General features: G+C 45.1%; 1 protein-coding gene. It reads right to left on the bottom strand.

What is annotated here, in order from left to right; all coding sequences use genetic code 11:
* Nucleotides 1-489, bottom strand: a 489-nt coding sequence (locus R7040_RS29055) for an MOSC domain-containing protein (RefSeq protein ID WP_318097987.1), incomplete at its 3' end; no start/stop codon positions are given.
* Between the last annotated feature and the right edge of the window lie 65 nt (nt 490-554).

Here is a 554-nt window from a genome sequence, read left to right as displayed (position 1 = left end):
ACTTCTTTTGTTCAATTCCTCTAGCGAAGCTTGGCTGATCACCAACACTGGATAGCCGTCAGCAAAACTCACATTTTGTCCCAGGCTTTCACGGACACGATTGGATTGTTCACCGCTAAAAAGCAACTCTACGCGCTGTCCTAATACCTGACTAAACCAATCATCCGCATCATCGGTAGTCGTGTAAGCGGTGAAGGCATCTTTCCAAACTGTTGCGGGTGTTTCCTGCATTTTGAAATCTTGATAACGGATTTTAAGTGGTTCCATTCCCAAGCTACTGAACACCACCCCATCGGCAAGCAACGCTGATTTCACGGTTACCATTTGAGGGTACTTTCGCGCAGTGATCATCGAACCATCGGCTTTGGCAATCATAAAACGACGGTCAAAACTCAACCCTTGTTTTTCTACCCATGCGGACGAAAGCGACACACCTCCGACTGATTTAACCGGAAAAACATTGATTTGGGATAAAACGGGTTGCGACATAGCCTTCTTCCTACGGGTGATCTTTAATTGTTGCAGTATTGTATACCTAAATGACATTAAGATGC

It is taken from the genome of Vibrio sp. 1069, from assembly GCF_033340555.1.
The sequence above is the reverse complement of the archived record's forward strand: the minus strand, read 5'-3'. Positions and strand labels throughout refer to the sequence as shown.